Raw genomic sequence first — 18413 nt, forward strand, 5'->3', positions numbered from 1 at the left:
TATGAGCGCAGAAGGCACGTTATTCTCGCACCAGCCTGGGCAGCGCCTGATAAAGGGCCTCACGTTTATGTGCCTGGTTGACGCCATAGTGCAGCTCACGGTGGCAATTAGGGCAGAGCGCCACTGTGTTACTGATGGTATCCGAACCCCCTTCGGCGAGTGTGCGCAGATGATGCACCTCTAAGAAGGCGCCCCCCGTGGTGGCATGAAAAGGGGCCGGTTGTGCGCAGCTTTCGCAATGGCCTGCCGCCGTCATCAATACCCAAGCCTTCACCTTTGGATCTCGCCCATAGCTTGTGTTGGTTGCATAACGCTGCTGTGGTTCTTGGATGCCGATGGGCGTGGGGAGTACTGGCTTGATCTTGTAGCGGCTCACTTGATGCTCAAAAGCAGCCTTGCCGGTATAGGGTTGGCCATCGAGTTCACAGAGCAGTCGCTCTATGATGGCGGCATTGTGGGGGCCCACGTTTTTAGCCGGTTTGAGACCTGATACCCAGGTCCGCCCTAGCAGGGCGCAGATATAGGAAATGTTCTGCATTCGATATTCGAATGCCTTCTCGGTGCGGCCAAACTGGTTAGCAAGTTCGGTGTAATAGCGTTTTTTGACGAAGGGGATGCCATTTTGCTCCATGGTGCGCATCGCCAGGTAGACGCTGACCGTCGCCCTTAGTTCCTCTTCTGTCCATGTCCCGCGCAAAACTGGCTCCTCAGCACTGTTTCTCGGTCGCCTTGAGCCCCGACATGATCGGGATGGCCCCATCCGAGTTACCTGATATGGCGCGCATCTTAATCCAATCGACACCTTATTTCAGCTGTGTTGGCACAATAATGTGTTCATCATCAAGCAATTAGCTGATAGTAAACGGTAGGCTAGAGTGGGTCCTTTAATTAGGGGCTTAGCGCAGGGGCGTCACAAACGTCAGTTCACCCAGGTCAACCACAAGGAGGTGGTGATGGATCCGGTTTCTTATCTTTTCTCGGCTTATCTCAATCTGGTACAGCAGCAGGTATCGGATATTTATGGCACTGAGCTCAAGTCGCTGGTGGTGGAGTATGAGGGGGAACAAATCCCCTTTGCCTTCCAGTTTTGGCAGCTGCAGCCGAAAAGCGTCTGCCGCAGCTACGAGCAGGATGCACGGCGCTTCAGCCAATGCACCGTCAAGGCGGCAGCGCTATTTAGCAAGCTGTGCGATCAGTTGTCGCGCCAGGATGACAGCCACTCACAGCAGCCTCAGTATCGCGCCATGTATTGCGCCGCTTCAGTTAACTACCGCCCCATGATCGCCGACATTCGCGAGAGCAAACCGGATGCGGCCCGGCAGGGTGAGCGCGCCTGCAATCAAGCCATTCTGGCCGCGATGGACAGTGATGATGAAACCCTGCTGGCCCAGCGTGATCAGGCGTGTGGTCCGCAGCAGTGAAGGCCACCGCCGCCTTCACTCAGCTAGCGGCTTTGCTCGGCCATCTTTGCGCCATTCGGCACAGTTGATTGGTAGACAATTGGGTATGATGAGGGCGCCCACAGGCCCGTCTGTCGGGCCAGCGCTATCGACACACATCAGCCAGGAGGGGACATGATCAGCCATATCGACCATCTGGTATTGACGGTCAGTGATATCGAGCGGGCCGTCGCGTTTTACAGCTCAGTGCTCAACATGGAAGCCATCACCTTCGGGGCGGGGCGCCGGGCCCTGCGCTTTGGCAACCAGAAGATCAATCTGCAACTGCTGGGGCAGGAGCCGCGCAACCGGGCGCAGGTGGGTTCGGGGGATCTCTGCCTCATCACCCGCTGGCCGCTGGAACAGGTCATCGCCCAGCTCCATTGCCACGGGGTGGAGATAGTGGAGGGGCCGGTGACCAAGAGCGGGGCCTGCGGCCCCATCGAGTCGGTCTACTGCCTGGACCCGGATCAGAACCTGATTGAGATCAGCCGTTATCCCTGATGGCGCTTGGCATCGGGTGACGGCCAGTGGATGTCGCCCTGCCGGGACGATCGGGGCAAGTGGCGAGAGGCCTCGCGCTGGCCCCATCCTGACGTACAGCCTCAATGAGCCCTGGCCAGGGCTCTCTAAAAGGGAGCCTCGCTCTCCTGCGCATCCTGTAGAAACTGTTCCCGCTCCGCCTGATAGGCGGCTTCGTCTTCGCTGTCCCAGACCGGGGTTGGCTGCTTGCCGGCCGGCGGTTGGGCTGGCGCGGTCAGCGTCTCTATCACCTTCTCCTGCAGATAGGGATAGAAGGGGTTGGAGGAAGTACGGGTGAGGGCGCCGGGGTTGACGATCAGCACCCCGCGCTCACCGCGCAGTGCCAGGCCCCCCAGGTTGATGCCGTATTGTTCCCGCTGCTCGGGCCGTGGCGCCATGCCGTAGAGGGGGTCATCCATCGGGAAGGGCAGGGCCACGTGGGAGAGGGAGTAGATCTCCCTGGGGTAGTCGATGTCGAGAGGCTGGATCTGCTCAGGCCCGCCACCGGCCGGCAAACTACTGGCCTGGGTGCGGGTGCTGGCGGGAGCCTGGTTGCCCACCACCGTCAGCCGGTAGGAGAGCGGCGGGCGCGGCAGCAGGTGGCTCAGCGCCAGTTCGGAGGCGCTGCTCAGCAATGGGCCGAACAGGGTGCCGCGGTTGATGTCGAACAGCACCAGCTCGCTGCCGTTGGCAGGCAGGAAGTGATAGAGATCGGCGATGATGGAGCGGGTACTGACGGTGTAGTCCATCACCGACTGGAAGGTGAGGGTGGGCGGGAAGGCCGCCAGCTCGCCGCTGGCGGCCTGCTCACGCACCTGCTGCTGGATGGCGTGGGTCAGCCGGTAGGACTGGCGTGCGCCGTTGACCGGAAACGAGTTGTACTTGAAGGGGTTGAACTCCGGCATGGTGTCGAGCCAGGCGGCGCTGGCAAAGGCGGGCAGCAGGGCGGGCACCGCCTTGAGGCCGGCGAAGCGGGCAAAGCGGGTCACCCCTATGATGGGGGAGATAAGTACCAGCCGATCCGGCCTTGCCAGTGCCCCAGTCTTGTCACCTTCCGCATCGAGCGCATATTTCACCGCCAGCGCCCCGCCGTTGGAAAATCCCACCAGATGCAGCGGCAGCGGGCTTGGCGCTAGCACCCTGGCCTCGCGCACCGCCAGCCGGGTGGCGGCCAGCCAGGTCTCCCAGTCGATGTCGACCAGCCCGGCCGGCACGGTGCCGTGGCCCGGAATGCGCAGCCCCAGGGCGATGAAGCCCTGCTCGCGGTAGCGCTGGGCCAGGTGGCGCAAGCTGTAGGGGGAGTCGGTCAAACCGTGCAGGAACACCGCCACCCCTTTCACCTCGCCGCTCGGGCGCAGCAGATAGGAGCGGTTCCAGTCGGTTGCAAAATGAGCCGGATTGATGGGGGCATCCTGATAGTAGCGATTGCTGTCGAGCTGCTGCTCCGGCGGCGTTCTAGCGATCACCTCCTTGGTCACCAGCTCGAACAGCTGCTGCTCGTGGGCCAGATAGGCCTGCCAGTCGCTGTTATCGAGCTGCTCGGCGCTGAGCTCGGGCGGTACCAGGGTGTGCCAGGGCTGCAGCGGCGCCGCCTGCCAGGCGAAGTAGGCTACCAGGGCCCAGCCGAGCAGCAGCAAGCCCAGCAGGCTGAGAAGAAGGCGGCGAACGAGGTGGCGGGTGCGAGCCAGCATGGGAGAGTCCTTGGCACTGATAAAAGAGGGGCGGCCCCGCGTCCACGGCGGCCGTACTAAGGGTCGAAAGCTGGCTTAAAGCCTAAGGGAAACAAGGTGATAAGTACAGACAGTGAGCGGCTCATCCGAGCAAACAGAGGGCAGCCCCGGGGCTGCCCTCTGTGGTAATGCTGTCCGTCTTCGTGGTTGCTGGCGGCGTCAGCAGACCCCTTGAGCCAGCATGGCGTCGGCCACCTTGACGAAGCCGGCGATGTTGGCGCCGCTTTCGTAGTTCACGTGACCCGTATCATCCTGGCCATAGTGTACGCAGGTGGCGTGGATGCTGGTCATGATCCCCTTGAGGCGGGCGTCCACCTCTTCCCGGCTCCAGCAGAGGCGTTGGGCGTTCTGGCTCATCTCGAGGCCCGAGGTGGCGACCCCGCCGGCGTTGGCGGCCTTGCCCGGGGCAAACAGCACCTTGGCCTCGTGCAGGCGGCGGATGGCGGCGGCGCTGCTCGGCATGTTGGCCCCCTCGGCCACCAGTTGCACGCCATTGGCAATCAAGGTGACGGCGTCCGACTCATCCAGCTCGTTCTGGGTGGCGCAGGGCAGGGCGACGTCCGTCTGCAGATGCCAGGGGGTGCGGCCGTTGAAAAACTCCAGCCCCTCTTCGTGGGCGTAATCGGCGATGCGTTTGCGCTGCTCGTTTTTGAGCGCCATCAGTCGCGCCAGTTTCTCGGGGGTAAAGCCTGCCGGATCGTAGACGGTGCCGCCAGAATCGGAGGCGGTGATGACCCGGGCGCCGAGGGCCATCGCCTTCTCGATGGCGTACTGGGCCACGTTGCCTGAACCGGACACAGAGACCGTCATGCCGTCCAGGGATTGCCCCCGGTTGGCCAGCATGGCCTCGACGAAATAGAGCAGGCCGTAACCGGTGGCTTCCGGGCGGATCAGGCTGCCGCCAAAGGAGAGCCCCTTGCCGGTAAAGACGCACTCGGCGCTGTTGGTGAGCTTCTTCATCATGCCCGCCATATAGCTCACTTCGCGCCCGCCCACCCCGATGTCACCGGCCGGCACGTCGGTATCGGCGCCGAGGTGGCGATGCAGCTCCAGCATCAGCGCCTGGCAAAAGCGCATCACCTCTCCCTCGCTCTTGCCCTTGGGATCAAAATCGCTGCCCCCTTTGCCGCCGCCCATGGGCAAGGTGGTGAGGGCGTTCTTGAAGGTCTGCTCGAAGGCGAGGAACTTGAGCACCGAGGTATCCACCGAGGGGTGAAAGCGCATCCCCCCCTTGAAGGGGCCGATGGCGGAGCTGTGCTGTACCCGGTAGCCCCGGTTCACCTGCACCTGGCCTCGATCATCCACCCAGCTCACCCGGAACTGGATCAGCCGCTCCGGCTCCACCAGCCGCTCCAGCAGGCCGTGCTGCAGGTAGCGGGGGTGGCGCACCACATAGGGCCAGATGGAGGCGATCACCTCGCTCACGGCCTGAATGAACTCCGGTTGATGGGGGTTGCGGCTGGCGACCTGGGCCAGAAAATCCGCCTGGGAGAGGGAATGACTCATCTGTAACTCCTGTAGTGAAGGGTAAAAGTGGCCTCTTGCCAGAGAAAAGTGCACACCCTGCAACCAAATTTATGGTTTTTGTCAGGCCTGGATGCAGGTGAATATTTGGTGTTTTTCGCAATTGGGCGAAAATTGTTGTGTGAATCGCCGAAAACAGCAGAAAAGAGTGCCGACAGGGACAGATAATTCGCGCGAATCAAAATCTTTTTATGCATTTTTGATTAATAAATAGCAAGAAAATGTTGCTGTCATTTGGCCTGGGTTATCGTTTCTTGCATATTTCATGCATCTTTATGGCGCAGCGAGAAGATCCCATGCAACGGCGGAAGTGGCCATTGCCATGCTGACTTCGGTGGTGCTGGCGGCAATCGAATGGCCGCGCATGACGATGCAATACCGGGGGCTGACCGCGTGACAGGGGGCGCATTTTGCGAGAAGGGGGTGGGCCGAGTGCAACTATCCGGCGTGTGTCAGGGGGCAATATGTTAATGTGTCGGCGCTTTTTGCCGGACAGGTCGGTAGCGGCCTTTTTTGAAGATGGAATGATATGCACAATTTTGAGTTAGTGAACCGGCAGCGTGCCGCTCTGATGACCCGGATCCAGGCCGCAGGCCAGTGGCAGGTGACCCATGCTGGCTGATGAATCCATGCGCCTGAACAAATACATCAGCGAGAGCGGCATCTGCTCGCGCCGCGAGGCCGACCGCTTTATCGAGCAGGGCAACGTCTTCATCAACGGCAAGCGGGCCGGGGTGGGGGATCAGGTGTTTGCCGGGGATCTGGTCAAGGTCAACGGCCAGGTGATCGAGCCGCGCGAGGCGGACAGCCTGGTGTTCATCGTTCTGAACAAGCCGGTGGGCATCGTCTCCACCACCGAGGCGGGTGAGAAGGACAACATCGTCGACTTCGTCAACCACAGTACCCGCATCTTCCCCATCGGCCGGCTCGACAAGGACTCCCAGGGGCTCATCTTCCTGACCAACCACGGCGATCTGGTCAACAAGATCCTGCGGGCGGGCAACGATCACGAGAAAGAGTATCTGGTGACCGTGGACAAGCCGGTCACCGACGAGTTTATCCGGGGCATGGGCGCCGGGGTGCCGATCCTGGGTGCCGTCACCAAGAAGTGCAAGGTGAAGAAAGAGGCGCCGTTCGTGTTTCGCATCACCCTGGTGCAGGGACTGAACCGCCAGATCCGCCGCATGTGCGAGCACTTCGGCTTCGAAGTGACCAAGCTCGAGCGTATCCGCATCATGAACGTCAGCCTCAAGGGGCTGCCGGTGGGTGAGTGGCGCGATCTCACCGACGACGAGCTGATCGAGCTGTTCAAGCTGATTGAAGACTCCTCCTCCGAGGTGAAACCGGCCAAAGGCGGGCAAGCTGCCGCCGGACAGGGCGGTAAACCCAAGGCGTCCGCCGCGCAAGCCGGCAAGCCGGCACCGGGCAAAAAACCGCGCCGGGATGATGACCACGAGATTGGCGGGCGTCCCAACGTGCCGGGGCCGTCGGCATTCGAAAACAAGAGCCCGGCTGGCAAGGGGGCTGCTGGTAAAGGCGGCTCGGCCAAAGGTAGTGCAGGCAAAGGAGCCCCGAACAAGGGGGCCAAACCGGCCGCCGGCAAACCGCGCGCCGGTCAGGGTGGGCGGCAGAAGAAGGGGCGTTAAGCACCCTCTCACTCCCCGCGTTGACAGTGAAAAACACCGGCCACAGGCCGGTGTTTTTGTTTTGGCGACTGAGCTAGGCGGAAGGGTTGTCCCGCGTCAACGGAGCCGTGGCTTCGTTGCTGGATTGTCGCATCGCCCTCGGGTAGTAACGCGGGTCGAGACGCAGAACCAGCAGGCTCATCAGCACCAGGCCAGCCAGCTGCCACTGCCAGGCGGCGGCGAAGTCACCGCTCAGGTGATGCAGGCGGGCCGCTACCCAGGGGCCGGTGGCCGCCAGCATGAAGCCGAACCCCTGCATCAGGGCGCTGAGGGTGCCGGCGCGGCGCGGATCCGGCAGGTGATCGAGCGCGATGACCATGATGAGGGAGAAGCTGCCGCCAAGCCCGGCGCCGCACAGCATGCACCAGAGAATGGGGGCGGCAGTCGGCGCCAGCCAGAGGCCGCCAAAGCCCGCCAGTTGCATGGCGATGGCCAAGCCCATCCAGGGCCGCCGGTCGAGCCGGCGGGCGGCCAGCAGCGGCAGGCCGAGGCCGCTCACGGTCTGGGCCAGCGCCAGCCAGGCCACCAGCTCGCCCCCCTGCTGGGGGCTCCAGCCCTGTGCCATGTAGGCCGGCGCCAGCCAGGCAACGACGATGCCGTAACCGCTGTTGATGATGCCAAAGCAGCTTATCAGCAGCCAGCTGCGGGGCAGGCTGATGAGGCGCTGCTCGCCGCCACCGGACACTGCCACCGGCGCTGCGGGCAGCCGTACCCGCCAGCCAAGCCAGCCCATGGCCAGCAGCACCGGCAGGCTCCACAGCGCCAGCGCCTGGGACCAGTCGAGCCGGGTGGCGAGCTGCGGGGTGAGGCTGGCGCCCAGCGCCCCGCCCCCCATCATGCAGGCCGAGAAGATGCCCATCACCAGCGGCACCTTCTGCGCAAAGGCCTGCTTGATGAGGCCGGGCAGTACCCCCTGCACCAGGGCCGAACCCAGCCCGCAGAGGGCGGCGCTGGCGATGAGCAGGGCGCCGCTGCCTGCCTCGAAGCGCATGGCGCTGCCCATTCCCAGCAGCAGCAGGGCCGCACCCAACAACTGACGCGGCCCGGTGTGACTGCGCAGGGCCGGGGTGAGCAGCACGCCGCCGCCGATGAGCCAGAGCGGCAGCAGGGTCAGCCAGGCCAGGGTGTCCATGCCAAGCCCGAGCGCCTCGGCAATGTCGCGGCTCAGGGGGCCGATGGCGGTGAGAAACGGCCGCAGGTTGAGCCCGATCAGGATCACCAGCACCAGCAGGGCCTGCTGCTGGCGCGTATCGATGCGGGCCTTAAGCATGGTCTTGTGCACCATAGAGCTCGGCGGCGGCCAGCGGGCTCGGCAGCTTGATGAGTGGCAGAGGGGCAGGAGCGAGGGGCAGACCCAGCTTGTGGTAGGCGGCCGTGCTGTCAAAGCCGAACGGGGCCGCATCCGCGTTATCGAAGGCGTAATAGACGGCGGCAATGCCGTTCATCACCAGGGCGCTCAGGCACATGGGGCAGGGGTGACCGCTGGCGTAGACGATGGCGCCCGCCAGCGGCCCGACTTGGCTGGCCTGGCGCAGGGCTTCCAGCTCGGCGTGGCGGGTGGGGTCGCCATCCTGGTGCATGCCGTTGACGGCGCTGGTCACCAGCTGGTTGTCTCGCACCAGCAGGGCGGCAAAGGGGCGGCCTCCCTGCCGGCGATTATGAAGGGCCAGTTGCAGTGCCTGCTCCAGCCACTCCTGATGGCTGGGGTTGGCGGTCAGCGACGCGATCAGGCGTGAGCCGGCTGGTTCGGCAAGGGGGTGGGGCATGACGGATCCTCGAGGCAAGGGGAGGAGACCAGCCTAGCGGGGGAATCAGTCATGGGGAAATTAAATGATAGAATGACATCCAGTGGTTTTTTAAATGGAGTCGCCATGCTGGATCCCCTCTTGCTGCGCAGCTTTGTCGCCATCGTCGACAGCGGCAGTTTTACCCGTGCCGGTGAACGGGTGCACCTCACCCAATCCACCATCAGCCAGCAGATGCGACGGCTCGAACAGCAGCTCGGCTGCCCGCTGCTGGACCGCTCCGGTCGCCAGGTGGTGACCACGGCAGAGGGAGAAAAGCTGCTGGGGCTGGCCCGCAGCATCCTGGCCCTGCTGGCCCGGGCCGAGGAGCAGGTGGCCGAGGCCAGCCTGCAACTGAGCCTGGGGGTACCGGAGGATTTTGCCGCCGGCGCCATCGCCCCTGTGCTGGCAGCCTTTGCCCGCGATTACCCGCAGGTGCGGCTGGAGGTGCACAGCGGCCTCAGCCACGAGATCTGGCAGCGCTTCGAGGCCGGCGAGCTGGACTTGGCGCTGGTCAAACAGGCGCGGGGACAGGGGGCGCCGCGCGCCTGCTGGCGCGAGCCGCTGGCCTGGGTCGACAGCCGTGCCTGGCCCGCCAGCGAGCGGGATCCCTTGCCGCTGGTGGTGTTCCCGAGCGAAGGGCTCTATCGGCGGCAGGTGACCGAGGCACTCGACGGGATGGGGCGACGCTGGCGCATCGCCTACGTCAGCGCCAGCCTGGCCAGCCTGCAGGGGGCGGTGAGCGCCGGGATCGGGGTCAGCCTGCTGCCCCGGCGCTTGCTGCAGCCAGATCAGCAGGAGCTGACCCACTGGCCGGCGGTGGCGCCGGTGGAGCTGGCGCTGCACCTGGGTGCGGAGCGCGGCGAGCCGCTCACTCGCCTCTGCGAGGCCCTTATCAGCCTGTGTGATCGGGTGATGGGGCCCGCTGAGCGGTGAGGGGACGCAGGCAGATGCCTGCTTAGCGCACCCTGGTGCGCACGATGAGCAGGGTGATGAGCGCCAGGGTGAAGACGAGCGGGGCCCAGGCTCCGTGATGACTCACCAGGGTGGCGCCGGCGGCGGCCACCCCGGCCACTCCCTGCTGCAGGAAGCCGCACAGGGCCATGGCGTAGGCGCCGTGCTCGCGGCCATCGCTCACCGCCAGCGCCATGCTGTTGGGAAAGAGCACCGCCTGCCCGAAGATGATGAGGCAGTAGCAGGTCATCATGGCCACCAATCCACCACTGCCCTGCAGGGCGCCCAGTGCCCAGAGCAGCAGCATGCCGCTGGCCGCCAGCAGTATGAGTGCGGCCCCCTGGCGCATCAGCTGGCGGCCTCCCACCTGGGCGACCCGCCGGTTGACCGTCATGGCGCCGGCGAAGTAGGCGATACCGATCAGCAACCCCAGGCTGCCGAAGGTGGTGACCTCGAGGGCAAACCCCTGCTGCAGTACGAAGGGGCTCACCTCCTGCAGGGTTACCGTGATGGCAAAGCCGATGCCGCCGGCGCAGGCCGGCCAGAAAAAGCCGGGGCGGCGCAGCAGGCTGGCGTAACGGGCCCACATGCCGCCGCTCGCCGCCGCCGGATTGGGCCCCTGCAGCGGCAGGCTGCTCATCAAGAGCAGCGCCAGCACACCGACCCCGGCCATCAGCACGAATCCCAGCGGCCAATGGGCATAACGGCTGATGAGGCCGCCTATCCACTGACCGCCGCCGAGGGCGGTGATGAAGGCGATGGAGAGCACCGAGAGACGGCGCGCCAGCTCATCGCCGTGCCAGTGATCCCGCACCAGGATCCGGGCGATGATGGCCGCCCCGCCGGCCGCCACCCCTTGCAGGGTGCGCAGGATCAAGAGCAGCGGCCCCTGGCTGGTGGTGGCCAGCAGCAGGCTGAGGCCGACGAACAGCAAGAGTGACAGGGCGAGGGGGAGGCGGCGACCGTAGCGATCGGCGGCGGCGCCCCAGAACAGCACCGGCAGGGCGGCGCCGATGACGAACAGCGAGATGGAGAGCTCGGCCCCTTGCCGGGTCATGGCGAGATCCGTCATCACCACGGGCAGGGAGGGGAGGTAAACGGTGGTGGCCATCTGGGCCATGAAGACGATGAGGCAGGCCAGCGTCATGATGCGGGCGGAGCGGCTCCAGAGACCGGCCTGGTCGAGACATTCCTGGTTATCCATAACAACTCTCGGGCAGTAAGGGAGCCATATCCTTGCACTGCCCGAGCGCCGAGTCAGCCCCTCGTCTGGGTTAAACCTTGCCAATTTATCAGGGCAGAGAGCACTGGATGCTCAGACGATGGCCTGGCACGGCAGCACGGCGAGCCAGAGTTCGACCTCGCCGCTGCCGGTCTCCGGGTCAAAGGCGGCGCCATAGCGCTCGAAATCTGGCTTGTGGGCCGACTGGTAAGCGGACTGTGCCAGCCAGTCCAGCGCCTGCTGCCAGGTATTTGGCATGGTCGAGACATGCCCCTGATGCAGGAAGACGGCATAGGTCTGGGGTTCGATGCGCATTCGCCCCAGGGTCCTGGGCAGCACCTCCAGCGCGGCGACTTCCACCGCACACATATATTCACATTGGGTCGCGGTCACGCCGCAGATGACGCCATAGGCATGCTCGTCCAGCTGGCCCGGCAGCGGACCCAGGGCGCTGAAATCGCGCCATTGGCCACCGAAGTCGGCGTGGGCGAAGGCATGATGACGGCGCAGGCCGCCAAACAGCATGGGGCGGCCGGTTTCGAAACGGACAGGACCTGTCATGGTACCTCCTGTGCGGGGTGGGGCGGCAGCGCTGCCGCGCTCAGCAATCCTTGCCTTCTTTGAGCTTGCGCTGATAGTCCGCGGAGACGATGGCCAGCGCCGCCAGGGCCAGTGCCGGATCGATCCGGTTGGTCTCCAGCAGCTCGATGAGATCCACCGCGAGCTTGACCTCGGGCGGGGCATTTTCCAGTGACATGACAGACTCCGTAACGGGGAAAACGCCATTATACAGGGCCGCTCCCGGATGGGGACCTGTCTGGTGTTGCGGGCGACCCGGCTAGAGGTGCTGGCGCATCTCCTTGTCTATTTCCTCGCGCAGGGCCATCAGCTTCTTGGCGTACTGCTGCAACTGCCGATCGCTCTCATTTTGCGGTTGCCACTGGGGCACCTTGCTCGGTTTGCCGCTCTCGTCCATGGCCACGAAGATGATGATGCAGTGGGTGGTCTTGTGGCGCTCCCGGCTGGCCGGATGGCGGCTGTAGACATCCACCGCCAGGTGCATGCTGGTGGTGCCGGTGTGGATCACCTGGGCGTGCACCTCCACCAGCTGGCCTATCTGGATGGGGCGCAGAAAACGGATCCCCCCCACATAGACGGTCACCGCGTAGCCGCCGCACCAGCCGGCGGCGCAGGCGTAGCCCGCCTGATCGATCCACTTCATCACCATGCCGCCGTGTACCTTGCCGCCGAAGTTGACGTCGGCGGGCTCGGCCAGAAACTGCAAGGTCAGCTCGCGGGGTGGGGTCATGGGGGCTCCTTGATTGAGGGTCATTGCCGGTAGCTCTTGCGATAGGCGTCAGCCTGCTGGCAGGGAGCCAGGTTGTTGAGATCGGGCCGCTTGTTGCCCTCGCGCTGACCAAAGCTGGCGAACTCCTGCTGGCATTTGGCAGCCTTGCCGCCCGCCTTGATGCAGGCGTCGATCCGCTGTTGCTTGCCCTGCTCGACCAGCTGCTGCTGGGCCTGCTGGCAGGCGGCATCCAGCTTGGCTTGCTGGGCCGGGCGATCAAGCTCGCTGGCGGCATGGGCGGGGCCGCACAGCAGGGCCAGGCCGAGGGGGATCCATGGGGTGAGGGTGCGCATCCGGTTGCTCCTTGTTGACCTGTTTCAGGTATACCGCGAATGGCGACGGGATGCACAGGCTCTGCTGCGATAATGGGGCCTCATTCACTCTTGGTTCATCGGCCCGGCGCAAGCATGGGGGAGTCAATTGCGAGGAGTCATGATGAAACAGATGCTTGATCAGTTGTTGGGCGCTGGCAAAGGCTGGCTCAACGAAGGCGGCGACAGCCGCAAGGCGCAGATGAAGGGGATGGCGCAAGGGGGCCTCGCGGCCGGTGCCATGGCCCTCCTGCTTGGCAACAAGAAGATGCGCAAATATGGCGGCAAGGTGGCGGCGGTGGGCGGCGCGGCGGCGCTCGGCGGACTGGCCTACAAGCTCTATCAGGATTGGCAGGCCCAGCAGTCAAGCCCGGCCCAGCCGACCCAGCCGCTCGATACCCTCCAAGGCAATGCGCTGGATGCCAGAGCTGCCCTGCTGGTGCGCGCCATGGTGGCGGCAGCCCGGGCCGACGGTCATATCGACGGCGACGAGCGCCAGAAGATCCAGCAGTACCTGACCGAACAGGGACAGAGTGATGCGGCCCGCTGGATTGATGCCGAGCTGGCCCGCCCGCTCGACCCCCACGCCCTGGCACGGGAAGTGACCGACATGGAGCTGGCGACCGAGGTCTACCTCGCCTCCCTGCTCGCCATCGAGGTAGATCACTTCATGGAGCGCGGTTATCTGGACGAGCTGGCGCGCGCCCTCAAGCTTGATGACAACCTCAAAGGCAGCATAGAGCTGCAGGTGGCCCAGTTGGCGCAGCCGGCCTGAACCCCGTCAGGGACAAGGATTGTCGATGAGGCCCCGTGACGGGGCCTTGTTGTGTCTGGTCACTAGTCACTGGTCACGACACTTCTTATTGACGCGGGCAGCCACTATGATGGCTCTTTGGCAAAAAGGGAGCAGATGAGACCGTCTCATCGCCAGGGCACATCATCGCGAGAACACAGAGGCAAGGAGCATTCATTGGAAATACGCAAGGCACAGGAGCAGGACATCGACGCTATCCTCGAGCTGAACCGGCAGATAGGAGAGATCCACTTCGAGCAGGCCCCGCAGGTCTTTTGTTCTCCGTCCCCCGAGGAGCGGGTTTTCTTGCTGGCGGCCATCGCCGCCGAAGGGCGGCTGTTTTGCGTTGCCGAGCAGGAGGGGGCCGTGGTGGGCTTTTTGACTGCGCGCATCGACATCAACGAAACCATCCCGTTTCTCTGCAAAGAGCCCATCTGCCGCATCGGCACCGTGGTGGTCGATGAGGGGCGCCGCTCCCAAGGCATCGGCAAAGCGCTGATCGCCCATTGTGACGAGTGGGGCAAGGGGCACGGTGCCCACCAGATCCGGCTGGAGGTGATGTCGTTCAACGAACGGGCCAAGGCACTCTACGAGGCGCTGGGGTTCAAGATGTTGTCACAGACCATGGTCAGATAAGCCCGTTTCAATCAGATAATTCCGCAAGGAACAGGCCCCATCATGGGGCCTTTTGGTCTTTGGCGGGAGCTGAGTCCAGCTGTTGGTGAATGAGCTCTGCCAACCGGGTGAGGGCCGCCTCCAATTGCTCGCTCCAGGGATGGGAGCTGTTGAGGCGCAGGCAGTGGTTGTGCAGCCCCTTGCTGGAGAAGAGGGCGCCGGGGGCCAGTGAAAAACCGCTGGCCAGCGCCTGGGCGTGCAGGGCGCGGCTGTCGAGGCGCCGGTCAAATTCGAGCCAGAGAAAGTAGCCGCCATCGGGGGAGGAGATGCTCACTTCCCCCGGCAGCAGGCGCAGCAGGGCGGCCCGCATCTGCTGCTGGCGCTGGGCCAGGGTGTGGCGCAGCCGGCGAAAGTGGGCATCCACACCGCCCTGGCGCAGCATCTCGGCCAGCGCCAGCTGGCTTGGCACATTGGTGGAGAGGGTCGACATCAGCTGCAGTCGCTGCACCCGCTCGGCGTGGCGACCGGCCACCACCCAGCCGACCCGAAAGCCGGGCGCCAGGCACTTGGAAAAGGAGCTGCACAGCAGGCTGTCGCCACTGGTATCCCAATACTTGATGGGCCTTGGCCGCTCGCGGCCGAAGTAGACCTCGGCATAGACGTCGTCCTCCACCAGTGCCACCCCGCGCCGGTTGAGCAGCGCCATCAGCGCCTGTTTGTGCTCATCCGGCATGGTGTGACCGAGCGGGTGCTGGACATTGCCCATCAGCCAGCACGCCTTGATGGGGCGCTGGGCGAGGGCCTCCTCCAGCAGGGCGAGATCGATGCCGACCCCCGGGATCACCGGGATCTCCACCGCGTTCAGCTTGAGTCGCTCGATGGCCTGCAGGGCGCCGTAGAAGGTGGGGGACTCCACCACCACCCAGTCGCCGGGCTCGGTCAGTACCTGCAGGCTGAGGGAGAGCGCCTCCATGGCGCCGGTGGTGATGATGATCTGCTGGGGGTCTACCGCCAGCCCCTCGCCGGCGTAGCGCTGGGCGATGGCCCGGCGCAGCGCCTCGTTGCCGGGAGGCAGATCTGCCACCGTGCTGAAGGGGTCGAGTCGGCGCATGCTGCTGGCCAGCGCCCGGCCGAGCTGGGGGTGGGGGAACAGGGTGGGGTCGGCCACCGCCATGCCGAGCGGCACCAGTTCCCGCGACTTGCTCGCCTGCAACACCTCGAACACCAGATCGTTGATGTCCACCGAGCCGCTGTAGTGGGCCTGCTGGGGCAGGCTGGCGGTCGGGCGGGAGGGGGCGGCCTTGACGTAGTAGCCGGACTGGGGCCGCGCCAGGATGAGGCCGCGGCTTTCGAGCAGCTGATAGGCCTGCAACACCGTCATGGGGCTGAGGCCATGGGTTTTGCAGCTCTGGCGGATGGAGGGGATGCGCTCCCCTGGCTGCCAGAGGCCGCTCGTTATCTGCTGTTGCAGCTGATCTGCCAGCTGGCCGTATAGGGACATGGGATTGTTAAACTGTTATAGGTGTATTTCACTATAACTGCATCTGTTATAGGTGTCATGGACCGTGATGTACTTAACGGGCGAAAACCTGTCTGTTAAATGCAACATAGAGAGTCATGCATGATAAGCCTGGATGATGTGGTCAGCCTCTCCCGAATGCAGTTCGGGGCGACGGCGATGTTCCACTTTCTGTTTGTGCCCCTCACCCTGGGGCTGTCCTGGATCCTGGTGATCGCCGAGTCGGCCTACGTGATGACCGGCAAGGTGATCTACAAAGACATCACCCGTTTCTGGGGCAAGCTGTTTGGCATCAACTTCGTGATGGGGGTGACCACCGGCATTACCCTGGAGTTCCAGTTCGGTACCAACTGGGCCTATTACTCCCACTATGTCGGCGACATCTTCGGTACGCCGCTGGCGGTGGAGGGGCTGATGGCCTTCTTCCTCGAGTCCACCCTGGTGGGTCTGTTCTTCTTCGGCTGGGACAAGCTCTCCCGCGGTCAGCACCTGCTGGTGACCATGCTGGTGGCGCTCGGCTCCAACCTCTCCGCGCTCTGGATCCTCATCGCCAACGGCTGGATGCAAAACCCGGTCGGCGCCGAGTTCAACCCCATGACCATGCGCATGGAGCTGGTGGACGTGGCTGCGGTGATCTTCAACCCGGTGGCCCAGGTCAAGTTCGTGCACACGGTGGCGGCGGGTTATGTGGCGGCCTCCCTGTTCGTGATGGGGGTGAGCAGCTGGTATCTGCTGCGCCGCATGGAGGTGCGCTTCGCCCTGCGCTCCTTTGCCATCGCCTCGGGCTTTGGTCTGGCGGCCATCCTCTCGGTCATCGTGCTCGGCGACGAGTCGGGCTATCGCACCGGTGAGGTGCAGCAGGTGAAGCTGGCCGCCATCGAGGCGGAGTGGCATACCGAGCCGGCGCCGGCCTCCTTCACCCTGTTCGGTTTTCCGGATCAGGCTGCCGAGACCACCCATGCCGCGGTGAAGATCCCCTATCTGATGGGCATCATCGCCACCCGCTCCCTCGATGAGCAGGTGACGGGCCTCAAAGATCTCAAGGCGCGGCACGAGGAGCGCATTCGCAGCGGCATGCTGGCCCACGAGGCGCTCGAAGCGATGCGGGCAGATGGCAGCAACCAGGCGGCGCGAGCCACCTTCGAGCGTCATCGCCAGGATCTGGGCTACGGCCTCTTGCTCACCCCCTATGCCAAGGAGATTGGCAAGGCGGATGAGGCGGCCATCGCCAAGGCGGTGGCGGACTCCATCCCTCAGGTGGCACCGCTGTTCTGGAGCTTTAGGCTGATGGTGGGCATCGGCGTGGTGCTGCTGGCGCTGTTTGCCGCTGCCTTCCTGCAGCTGTGCCGGGGCAAGCTGGTGCAATCCCCGCGTCTGCTCAAGGCCCTGTTCTGGTCTATTCCGCTGCCCTGGATTGCCATCGAGGCGGGCTGGTTCGTGGCCGAGTTCGGTCGCCAGCCGTGGACCATCAGCGACGTGCTGCCGGTGTCGGCGTCCGTCTCCTTGCTGACCCCGGGCCAGCTCTGGTTCAGCCTGATCTCCATCAGCCTCATCTACACCAGCCTGCTGGTGGTGGAGTTGTTCTTGTTGCGTCATGTGATCCGCAAAGGGCCCGCCAGCCTGCAGACGGGTCGCTATCAAGGTGAAGTGTTGCAAAACGGGAGTCCTGCCTGATGGATTACGAAACCCTGAAATTGATCTGGTGGGGGCTGGTGCTGTTCATGCTGGTCGGCTTCGTGGTGATGGATGGCTTCGACCTCGGCGTAGCCATGCTGCTGCCGGTGGTGGCCAAGAACGACGAGGAGCGGCGGGTGCTGCTCAACAGCGTGGGGCCGGTGTGGGAGGGCAACCAGGTGTGGCTCATCGCCGGGGCCGGCGCCCTGTTCGCCGCCTGGCCGCTGGTCTATGCCGCCGCCTTCTCGGCGCTCTACGTGCCCTTCATGTTCCTGCTGTTCGGCCTGTTCCTGCGGCCGGTCGGTTTTGACTATCGCAGCAAGCTGGCGGACCCGGTCTGGCGCCGCTGGTGGGATCGCGCCCTGGTGGTGGGTGGCCTGCTGCCGACCCTGGTGTTTGGCGCCACCTTGGGCTTTTTGCTGCAGGGGCTGCCGTTTCGTTTCGATACGGCCCTTCGCATCCACTACGGTGCCTTTGACTTCCACTGGCCGCTGCTGTTGACCTGCATGGGGACGGCGCTGGCGCTGTTGTTGCTGCACGGCGCCAGCTTCCTGCAGTGCAAGACCCAGGGGGAGATCGCCCGGCGCTGCGCCCGCCAGAGCCTCTGGCTCGGCCCGTTGGCGAGCGGCCTGTTTGCCCTGGGCGGCGTCTGGCTCAGCCAGATGGCCGGCTACCGGGTACTGGAGATAGGGGATATCAACGGGGCGCTCACCCCGCTGATGAAGGAGGTGGGGGTGGCCCAGCAGGGCTGGCTTGCCAACTTCGTCGCCCATCCCTGGCTCTGGTGCGTGCCGGCGCTCGGCCTGGTGCTGCCCATGGTGAGCAGTCTGGCCAGCGCCCGCGAGCTGCCGCGCACGGCCCTGCTCGCCAGCGGCGGCGCCTGCGCCAGCATGATGCTGACCATCGCCATCGCCCTGTTCCCGTTCGTGCTGCCCTCGTCGCTGGATCCGTCCAGCAGCCTGACCCTGTGGGACAGTACCTCCAGCGAGCGCACCCTCTTCATCATGCTGGGGATTGTCGGGGTGCTGATGCCCATCAACATCGGCTACACCCTCTGGGTCTACCGGGTGGTGCGCGGCAAGATGAGCGCCCAGCAGATCCGCCAGCACGGCCACAGCCTCTACTAACCCTCTTCAACCAAAGGATCATGCGATATGTGGTATTTCACCTGGATTCTGGGACTGGGCTTCGCCCTGTTGTGTGGGCTGGTCAACCTGCTCTGGCTGGAGGCGCGCTGGGCCGCCGATGAGGATCTCAAGGAGTCTTGAGACGCAGCCATGAAAAGGCCGACAC

General features: G+C 64.4%; 20 protein-coding genes. 9 read left to right on the plus strand and 11 right to left on the minus strand.

Going from position 1 to position 18413, the window contains the following annotated elements; translation table 11 throughout:
- Window positions 1-19 precede the first annotated feature (19 nt).
- On the minus strand, window positions 20-697 hold the full coding sequence (locus ACPW75_RS05440; RefSeq protein WP_232105234.1) for an HNH endonuclease: 678 nt from the start codon (window positions 695-697) through the stop codon (window positions 20-22).
- Window positions 698-953: 256 nt separating this feature from the next.
- Between ACPW75_RS05440 and ACPW75_RS05445 the strand changes: the two genes are divergently transcribed.
- Window positions 954-1421 (plus strand): hypothetical protein, encoded by a 468-nt coding sequence (locus ACPW75_RS05445; RefSeq protein WP_077095537.1) that lies wholly within the window; start codon window positions 954-956, stop codon window positions 1419-1421.
- 153 nt (window positions 1422-1574) lie between these two features.
- Window positions 1575-1943, plus strand: a complete 369-nt coding sequence (locus ACPW75_RS05450; RefSeq protein ID WP_010634411.1) for a VOC family protein — start codon at window positions 1575-1577, stop codon at window positions 1941-1943.
- A gap of 125 nt (window positions 1944-2068) precedes the next feature.
- Here the strand turns inward: ACPW75_RS05450 and ACPW75_RS05455 are convergent, their stop codons facing one another.
- Window positions 2069-3652 carry an alpha/beta hydrolase gene (locus ACPW75_RS05455; protein WP_077095536.1) on the minus strand — a complete coding sequence of 528 codons (1584 nt, stop codon included), beginning with the start codon at window positions 3650-3652 and terminating at the stop codon, window positions 2069-2071.
- A gap of 198 nt (window positions 3653-3850) precedes the next feature.
- Window positions 3851-5197 carry an NADP-specific glutamate dehydrogenase gene (gdhA, locus tag ACPW75_RS05460; RefSeq protein ID WP_077095535.1) on the minus strand — a complete coding sequence of 449 codons (1347 nt, stop codon included), beginning with the start codon at window positions 5195-5197 and terminating at the stop codon, window positions 3851-3853.
- 629 nt (window positions 5198-5826) lie between these two features.
- On the opposite strand from gdhA, the gene rluF reads away from it, so the two are divergent.
- Window positions 5827-6861: a 23S rRNA pseudouridine(2604) synthase RluF gene (gene rluF, locus ACPW75_RS05465; RefSeq protein WP_077095534.1), complete on the plus strand. Its 1035-nt coding sequence runs from the start codon at window positions 5827-5829 to the stop codon at window positions 6859-6861.
- Between the two features lie 73 nt (window positions 6862-6934).
- Here rluF and ACPW75_RS05470 read toward each other — a convergent pair whose 3' ends face one another.
- Both ACPW75_RS05470 and ACPW75_RS05475 read right to left on the minus strand, forming a co-directional pair.
- The gene (locus tag ACPW75_RS05470) at window positions 6935-8170 is read right to left on the minus strand and encodes a cyanate transporter (RefSeq protein ID WP_041216650.1); all 1236 of its coding nucleotides are present in this window, start codon (window positions 8168-8170) and stop codon (window positions 6935-6937) included.
- Window positions 8163-8666: a nucleoside deaminase gene (locus ACPW75_RS05475; RefSeq protein ID WP_077095533.1), complete on the minus strand. Its 504-nt coding sequence runs from the start codon at window positions 8664-8666 to the stop codon at window positions 8163-8165. Before ACPW75_RS05475 ends, ACPW75_RS05470 begins: the two co-directional genes overlap by 8 nt.
- Before the next feature lie 105 nt (window positions 8667-8771).
- Between ACPW75_RS05475 and ACPW75_RS05480 the strand changes: the two genes are divergently transcribed.
- Window positions 8772-9620: a LysR family transcriptional regulator gene (locus ACPW75_RS05480; protein WP_043166442.1), complete on the plus strand. Its 849-nt coding sequence runs from the start codon at window positions 8772-8774 to the stop codon at window positions 9618-9620.
- Window positions 9621-9642: 22 nt separating this feature from the next.
- Here ACPW75_RS05480 and ACPW75_RS05485 read toward each other — a convergent pair whose 3' ends face one another.
- The 5 genes from ACPW75_RS05485 to ACPW75_RS05505 form a co-directional block, all read right to left on the minus strand.
- Complete coding sequence (locus ACPW75_RS05485; RefSeq protein ID WP_077095532.1) at window positions 9643-10842, minus strand: MFS transporter; 1200 nt, start codon at window positions 10840-10842, stop codon at window positions 9643-9645.
- Window positions 10843-10953: 111 nt separating this feature from the next.
- On the minus strand, window positions 10954-11421 hold the full coding sequence (locus ACPW75_RS05490) for a GyrI-like domain-containing protein (RefSeq protein ID WP_041216645.1): 468 nt from the start codon (window positions 11419-11421) through the stop codon (window positions 10954-10956).
- Window positions 11422-11461: 40 nt separating this feature from the next.
- Window positions 11462-11617 (minus strand): pleiotropic regulatory protein RsmS, encoded by a 156-nt coding sequence (rsmS, locus tag ACPW75_RS05495; protein WP_077095531.1) that lies wholly within the window; start codon window positions 11615-11617, stop codon window positions 11462-11464.
- An 81-nt stretch (window positions 11618-11698) separates the two neighbouring features.
- Window positions 11699-12169, minus strand: coding sequence for an acyl-CoA thioesterase (locus ACPW75_RS05500; protein WP_041216644.1), 471 nt, complete (start codon window positions 12167-12169; stop codon window positions 11699-11701).
- A 20-nt stretch (window positions 12170-12189) separates the two neighbouring features.
- A complete protein-coding gene (locus ACPW75_RS05505; RefSeq protein ID WP_016350291.1) occupies window positions 12190-12501 on the minus strand; it encodes a hypothetical protein in 312 nt (103 codons plus the stop codon).
- 142 nt (window positions 12502-12643) lie between these two features.
- Here ACPW75_RS05505 and ACPW75_RS05510 point away from each other — a divergent pair, with 142 nt between their 5' ends.
- Both ACPW75_RS05510 and ACPW75_RS05515 read left to right on the plus strand, forming a co-directional pair.
- Window positions 12644-13294 carry a tellurite resistance TerB family protein gene (locus ACPW75_RS05510; protein WP_077095530.1) on the plus strand — a complete coding sequence of 217 codons (651 nt, stop codon included), beginning with the start codon at window positions 12644-12646 and terminating at the stop codon, window positions 13292-13294.
- 135 nt (window positions 13295-13429) lie between these two features.
- Window positions 13430-13948, plus strand: a complete 519-nt coding sequence (locus ACPW75_RS05515) for a GNAT family N-acetyltransferase (RefSeq protein WP_077095529.1) — start codon at window positions 13430-13432, stop codon at window positions 13946-13948.
- A gap of 40 nt (window positions 13949-13988) precedes the next feature.
- Here the strand turns inward: ACPW75_RS05515 and ACPW75_RS05520 are convergent, their stop codons facing one another.
- Window positions 13989-15428: a PLP-dependent aminotransferase family protein gene (locus tag ACPW75_RS05520; protein ID WP_252410928.1), complete on the minus strand. Its 1440-nt coding sequence runs from the start codon at window positions 15426-15428 to the stop codon at window positions 13989-13991.
- Window positions 15429-15548: 120 nt separating this feature from the next.
- Here ACPW75_RS05520 and ACPW75_RS05525 point away from each other — a divergent pair, with 120 nt between their 5' ends.
- The 3 genes from ACPW75_RS05525 to cydX are packed head-to-tail and all read left to right on the plus strand — an operon-like array spanning window position 15549 to window position 18388.
- Window positions 15549-17120, plus strand: a complete 1572-nt coding sequence (locus ACPW75_RS05525) for a cytochrome ubiquinol oxidase subunit I (protein WP_077097455.1) — start codon at window positions 15549-15551, stop codon at window positions 17118-17120.
- Window positions 17120-18247: a cytochrome d ubiquinol oxidase subunit II gene (gene cydB, locus ACPW75_RS05530; protein ID WP_077097454.1), complete on the plus strand. Its 1128-nt coding sequence runs from the start codon at window positions 17120-17122 to the stop codon at window positions 18245-18247. The genes ACPW75_RS05525 and cydB overlap by 1 nt, the downstream gene beginning before the upstream one ends.
- 27 nt (window positions 18248-18274) lie before the next feature.
- The gene (gene cydX, locus ACPW75_RS05535) at window positions 18275-18388 is read left to right on the plus strand and encodes a cytochrome bd-I oxidase subunit CydX (RefSeq protein WP_005310033.1); all 114 of its coding nucleotides are present in this window, start codon (window positions 18275-18277) and stop codon (window positions 18386-18388) included.
- The last annotated feature ends 25 nt before the right edge of the window (window positions 18389-18413 follow it).

It is taken from the genome of Aeromonas sp. FL131, from assembly GCF_049860615.1.
In the GTDB taxonomy this organism is placed as follows: Bacteria; Pseudomonadota; Gammaproteobacteria; order Enterobacterales; family Aeromonadaceae; genus Aeromonas; species Aeromonas hydrophila.

Coding starts and splice junctions, on each gene's coding strand:
- ACPW75_RS05450 (WP_010634411.1), top strand. CDS start 1,575: ATGATCAGCCATATCGACCATCTGGTATTGACGGTCAGTGATATCGAG.
- ACPW75_RS05485 (WP_077095532.1), bottom strand. CDS start 10,842: ATGGATAACCAGGAATGTCTCGACCAGGCCGGTCTCTGGAGCCGCTCC.
- rsmS (WP_077095531.1), bottom strand. CDS start 11,617: ATGTCACTGGAAAATGCCCCGCCCGAGGTCAAGCTCGCGGTGGATCTC.
- ACPW75_RS05505 (WP_016350291.1), bottom strand. CDS start 12,501: ATGCGCACCCTCACCCCATGGATCCCCCTCGGCCTGGCCCTGCTGTGC.
- ACPW75_RS05480 (WP_043166442.1), top strand. CDS start 8,772: ATGCTGGATCCCCTCTTGCTGCGCAGCTTTGTCGCCATCGTCGACAGC.
- ACPW75_RS05470 (WP_041216650.1), bottom strand. CDS start 8,170: ATGCTTAAGGCCCGCATCGATACGCGCCAGCAGCAGGCCCTGCTGGTG.
- gdhA (WP_077095535.1), bottom strand. CDS start 5,197: ATGAGTCATTCCCTCTCCCAGGCGGATTTTCTGGCCCAGGTCGCCAGC.
- ACPW75_RS05520 (WP_252410928.1), bottom strand. CDS start 15,428: ATGTCCCTATACGGCCAGCTGGCAGATCAGCTGCAACAGCAGATAACG.
- ACPW75_RS05445 (WP_077095537.1), top strand. CDS start 954: ATGGATCCGGTTTCTTATCTTTTCTCGGCTTATCTCAATCTGGTACAG.
- cydX (WP_005310033.1), top strand. CDS start 18,275: ATGTGGTATTTCACCTGGATTCTGGGACTGGGCTTCGCCCTGTTGTGT.
- ACPW75_RS05490 (WP_041216645.1), bottom strand. CDS start 11,421: ATGACAGGTCCTGTCCGTTTCGAAACCGGCCGCCCCATGCTGTTTGGC.
- ACPW75_RS05475 (WP_077095533.1), bottom strand. CDS start 8,666: ATGCCCCACCCCCTTGCCGAACCAGCCGGCTCACGCCTGATCGCGTCG.
- rluF (WP_077095534.1), top strand. CDS start 5,827: ATGCTGGCTGATGAATCCATGCGCCTGAACAAATACATCAGCGAGAGC.
- ACPW75_RS05510 (WP_077095530.1), top strand. CDS start 12,644: ATGAAACAGATGCTTGATCAGTTGTTGGGCGCTGGCAAAGGCTGGCTC.
- ACPW75_RS05525 (WP_077097455.1), top strand. CDS start 15,549: ATGATAAGCCTGGATGATGTGGTCAGCCTCTCCCGAATGCAGTTCGGG.
- ACPW75_RS05455 (WP_077095536.1), bottom strand. CDS start 3,652: ATGCTGGCTCGCACCCGCCACCTCGTTCGCCGCCTTCTTCTCAGCCTG.
- ACPW75_RS05515 (WP_077095529.1), top strand. CDS start 13,430: ATGAGACCGTCTCATCGCCAGGGCACATCATCGCGAGAACACAGAGGC.
- ACPW75_RS05500 (WP_041216644.1), bottom strand. CDS start 12,169: ATGACCCCACCCCGCGAGCTGACCTTGCAGTTTCTGGCCGAGCCCGCC.
- cydB (WP_077097454.1), top strand. CDS start 17,120: ATGGATTACGAAACCCTGAAATTGATCTGGTGGGGGCTGGTGCTGTTC.